We start from the raw sequence: 5,167 nt of genomic DNA, 5'->3' as shown, positions 1-5,167 counted from the left end.
TGGCCGGTGGTGTCACGGGAACCACAGACCGGGCAAACCAGCATCGTCAGCGTTTTCATCACCCCAGTAGAACTCACCCAACGATTCGACACTAGGGTCAATCCAATTGTTTAAGCCCAGTGCCAATCCCAAGATTTTCCAGCTTATTTTTAATTGCCAAAATAATGAGACGTTGTCGATTTGCTTTGAGTCATCAGTTTTTAGAGAAGGATGGGAAGGAGAAATTGAATTTCGGTTCAAGACAAATAAAGCAAGACAGTTTTGTGACTCGCTGAAGTCTATTGGTGCTCAGCAAGTCACTGCTGATGAGTGTTGATCCTGTCGCCTCGTGCCGCACAATCACATTCATCAAATTGGCTGTGGGCGGACCATCCCATTACGTAGGAGTAACCATCCCCCGGCTTTGCCGGGGGATGGTTACTGAACGGTTGGCAAAACGCCATTCGGTGGGGAAGTGTTTTTTCGAGACGCTTTAGTCAGTACTGACACACGCATTGTCACATTGGATTAGCGCCCTTTGGCTTTTTTTTTTAGTGTCGCCGTCTTCACGGCTTTGCTGCCACTTTTGGATGTCAAGGTTGTGGCAATTGTGCACTCCTTCCTGTAGACACAAGTAATTGTCATCGTTCCTTCATGATCATTTGATGTAATGAATCTGTGGTCCCACTCAACACGAACGAGTGGTGGCAAGCGTATTTCCATCCATTACTCTTTATTTGCTTCCTACAGGATCAAGAATGAAATTGAAGTTCCAAGCGATCACGGCCGCCGTCATGGTGAGCCTGTCGGCGCCTGCGCTCGCGCTCAATATTCTGATGGACAACGATGACGGTCTGACCAGCAACCTGAAAGCGCTGTACGAACGCCTCAAGGCCGAAGGCCACGACATCATTGTCTCCGTGCCATGCTCCCCTCAAAGCGGTCGTGGCGCTGCCATCGTGATGTACAGCAGCAGCACGATCGACGCGACCAATGACGCTCAAATCACCAGCGAGAACGGTTGCCACAATGGCGCCGCGCCCATCGGGGCACCATCGGTTGGTCTCTTCACCAAAGCCGGTTTTGATAATGGGGATTACTACTACGTGCATGGTACTCCGGTCATGGCGACCATGTACGGCCTGGATATCCTGGCGCAGGAGCGCTGGGGCGCGGCTCCCGATCTGGTGCTCTCGGGTCCGAACGAAGGCCAGAATGTGGGTCTTATCGTCAACAGCTCTGGCACGGTGGGTAACGTGCAATTTGCCGCTGCGCGTGGTATTCCCGCAATTGCACTCAGCGCTGGCACGAACACCGTGGATAATACTGATCTGGCGAACCCTAATTCCGCGGTCGTCGCGGATCTCACCGTGCAGTTGATTGAAGCACTCGAAAGTAAAGTGCAGAAAAATGGTGACCCCCTTCTTCCTGAAGGTGTTGCCCTTAATGTGAATTTCCCCAACGATGTCAGCACAACGACCGAGTTCGCGTTTTCGCGGATCGGTACATTCGAACTCTACAACCTGAAATTCGTGACCTCGCCTTACATCGGTCTTGGTTTTACACTCAATGACCCGAGTACCGCGACGCGAATGCAAGCCGAGGATGAATCGGTCGTGATTAGCAATGGTAAGATCGCGGTTTCGGCGATGCAGGTCGGCTTCGAGGCAAATACCACGGTTCAGAACTGGTTGAACCACTATCTCGGTCGCTTATTCAAATCTCAGTCTTGGTTATTTGGATTCTGAGGAACGAAGATTGAAATCTTGCTGAGTCAACTCGCTTCCACAGCTTAAAGAGAATCCCTCGGCGTGCCTGGGCTTGGTTAAGCAACGGAAGCCACCCGGCGCGCCGCTCGTCGTTCCAATCGCCGCAAGCTCTTGAACGCGATGGCTCGAATCGCGCTGTCCTCGCCCTTGTTGGCCAGAATGCCCTGCAACGCGGTTTGCGCCGCTTCGCCGCCCAGCCGGCCCAAGGCCGCAATCGCGCTCGACCGCGCTGCTGCTTCACTGTCGATCGCCATGGCGCGTTGGATGAGCGTCGCCACCTCCCGCTGTTCCAGATAAACCGGCAAGGCGGCTTGCCGCTGCTCGGCGCTGGCTAGCAAGCGGCCATCCGCTTTGGGCAGAATCGCCCGCAGGACTGGACGCAAGGCCGCGCCATCGACGCTCTTGGTTCGCTCCAAATGCTGGAGTACGGGCTCGCCACCCAGCCGCGCTAGAGCGGCGCTGGCCGCCGCACGCACCCCCGAGTCGACATCCTCCAAGGCTTGCAGCAGCGTGTTGCTGTCCTTAGCGTCGCCGCATTCAGCCAGACAACGAATCGCTTCGCACCGTACCGCAACCGGATGACGAGGATCGGCGAGCGCAGCCCGCGCTGCGGGCGCGACGGCGAGTTGCAATTGACGGGCAGTCCACAGACTGGCCAGCCAGGCTTGCGCTTCCGCGCCGGCCTGTTCCCACAAATGCCGTTCGTCGGCCTGCCGCCAACCGTTCGCCGCTCGCTCCAGCGCGGCTTGCACCCCTGCCGCTAAATCTCGGTCGCCGCTGTTGCCGGCGATCCAGGCCGCTTCGGCGCGCGTTGCGGCTGCGTCGCTGCGTAGCAACTCGCCCAAGGCATCGCGGGAAAACGCTTGTCGACGGATCAGCCCGCGCCGCAGCCGTTGGCGAACCTGTTGATCTTTCACCACGCCCAGCCGCTGGGTCAGGGTGGCGGGGTCGCCTTGTCGGGCCAGAAAGCGCGCGGCGGGCTGGCTGATTTCGGCGTACTCGCTGTTCAGGGCCAGCAGGTTGACCTGAGTGGCATTATTGGGATAAATCCGCCGCAACGCCTCCAGACCCGCCTTGCGCAGACCGGCATCGCGCTGGTGCAGCAGCGACTCCAATACCGATTCGGATATGGAATGACCCAATTCGCCCAGTTCGATGGCGGCTCGTTGCCGGGCAGTGCCGTTTTCGTAGGGATCGCTGGCGAGGCGTTCTAGCAGGGCACGGCTGCGCTCGTCGCCGACGCGCCGCAAACCGCTCAGCGTCCGCCAGCGCAGTTCACCCACACCCTCGCGCGCCAGCCGTTCCAAATTATCGCGCACTCGCTGGCATTCGTCGGCGTCGGTCAGCCGAGGCAGCAACGCACCAAGAGCTTCGGCGGCATCCGGGGCCAAGGCGCGGTCGTCGGCGGGCAAGTCGGCGCGTTGATCGAGCAATGGTTCCAGATATTCCAAGGCGCGCCGGTCGCCCAATTCGCCCAGCGCGGCGATGGCGCGTTTGCGCTCCACCTCCGTGCCTGCCGTGAACGCCAGCAACAGCGGCTGGAAGGCCTCCAGTCGTTGCTGCTTGGCCAAGCCTTCGGTGGCGGCCAGCAACAGTTCGCGGCGGCCACCGATCAAGGCCCGCGTCAGCGGCTCCAAACTCGCGCCCGGCATGCCGGCGACGATGCGTTGCGCCAGTTGCGCGCACGCCAGCGCCCGAATCGCCTCGTCGCGGTCGTCCAGCAATCGGACCAGCAGCGTTTCCGCCGGTTTCGCCTCCAGGTTACCCAACACCTCGACGACGCGCGTGCGAATCGCGGCGTTGTCGTGATCGAGCAACGGCGGCAAGGTTTCCAGAGCCAATTCTTCCCGATAGCGCAGGTATTGCCGCCCGTCTGCGCGCTTCTGCTCCGGCTGGATTCGGTCGCGCAGCAGTTGCAGCAATACGTCCAACGCCAGACCGTGATGCGTGGCTTTGTCCTTGTCCAGCAACCAACGGCCTAGCAGCGGCGCGGCGGCGATGTGGCCGATGCGACCCAGGGCGCGCAGCAGAACCGGACGGTCGGCGGTCAGATCGGGATCGTCTTCCAGGCGCGCGGTCACGGCTTCGGCCGCTTTCGCCGCGACCTGCTCGTTCGGCCGGGCGTGCGCCAAGACGACCAGCGCTTCCAATGCCCGGTTGGCGGTCCGCGCTTCGCCGTGCAGAGCAGCGGCCAATACGTCCAGCGCCAGCGACTCGCCGCGTTGAGCCAAGCCTACGGCGGCGCGCAGGCGCAACTCCTCGTGTTCGCTTTCCAAAGCGCGGCTTAGAGCGGCGGCGATGCGCGGATCGTTGGCATCAAGCAAGCGATCCACCACCGTCAGCCGCAAATCGTCGTGACGGCTGTTCAAAGCCAGCAACCAGGGTTCCAGACTGCCGGCGGGGTACAAGCGAGGCAGTTGCTCCAAGGCGTGGCGGCGCGTCTCTGCATTGGCGGCATCGACCGCGCCCCGGACCAGCTCGGCGGCGCGCGCATCGCCGGCTGCGGCCAAAGTCAGCAAACGGTCGAAGGCATTGCGGCCGAGGTCGGCGGAATCGACGTTCAAGGCCAGCGCCAGCGGCTCCAGCGGCTCGCGCGGATGCAGTTCGGCCAGCGCGTTCAGCGCTGCTTGTCGGACCAGATGATGCGGATCGCCCAAGGCTTGGCGCAGCACCGGTAACACCGCTTCCCGGCCGATGGTGGGTTGCTGGGCCAACACCGCGAGACGGGCGATGCTGTCGCGCCGCACCCGTTGATAATCGTCCGGCCCCTTGGCGACCGGCGCTTGCCGAATCAGGCCGGCATACGTGCCGAACGCGAGCCGCCACAGTTCGGACGCGCTGGCTTGATCTTGCGCTTTGGGCGGTCGCCGCCCGCCACCGGCGAAGCGCAACACCGTCAGCAGGCGTTGGGTGGCGGAGTTGTTCGGCTGCGGCTTGCGCTGGAACAGACCGCGTATCCAGCCAGTCTTGCGCTCCAGCGGCGTTTCGGCTTCGGGCGCGGTTTGCGGTGGGGCCTGATCAGTGGCAATTTCGGCGAGACGCTTCGCCTCGCGCCAGAAGGTTTCCGGCTGCGGGCGCAGGCCGAGCACCTGGGCAGCGGCGTAGCGCCGGGCTGGGGAATCGCTGGCCAGGGCGTTGACCACGGCGTTGAGCAGACGCGGCCGTTGCGCCGGCTCCGGCCAATTGCGCATATCGTTGGCTTTCTCCGGCTGGCGCGGCCCGATCAGTTCCAGACCCCATTGCCCCAGGTCTTCGTCGCCCAACCGCGCTTCCAGCACGCGGGCGGCGGCATAGCGGATTTCCGGCTGGCCGGCGCTCAGAGCGCTGAGCAGCAAATCCGGCTCCAGTTGCGCTCGCGCCAAGGCAATATCGCGGGCCACGATCACGGCGAAGGTTAATTCCTGAAGATCGCGTTCGCG

Annotated in this window: 2 protein-coding genes; one reads left to right on the top strand and one right to left on the bottom strand. The window is 61.9% G+C overall.

Annotation, left to right across the window (positions count from 1 at the left end):
• Positions 1–737: 737 nt before the first annotated feature.
• Positions 738–1,727, top strand: coding sequence for a 5'/3'-nucleotidase SurE (locus K1X71_20910; protein ID MBX7075610.1), 990 nt, complete (start codon positions 738–740; stop codon positions 1,725–1,727).
• 77 nt (positions 1,728–1,804) lie between these two features.
• Here the strand turns inward: K1X71_20910 and K1X71_20905 are convergent.
• On the bottom strand, positions 1,805–5,167 hold a 3,363-nt coding region (locus K1X71_20905), incomplete at its 5' end, for a HEAT repeat domain-containing protein (GenBank protein MBX7075609.1).

This window comes from Pirellulales bacterium, from assembly GCA_019694455.1.
Lineage (GTDB): Bacteria > Planctomycetota > Planctomycetia > Pirellulales > JAEUIK01 > JAIBBY01.
This window is presented reverse-complemented; position numbering and strand designations above follow the sequence as displayed.

Bases quoted from the DNA above. Each gene is read 5' to 3' on its own strand.
- K1X71_20910 (MBX7075610.1), top strand. From the start codon at position 738: ATGAAATTGAAGTTCCAAGCGATCACGGCCGCCGTCATGGTGAGCCTG.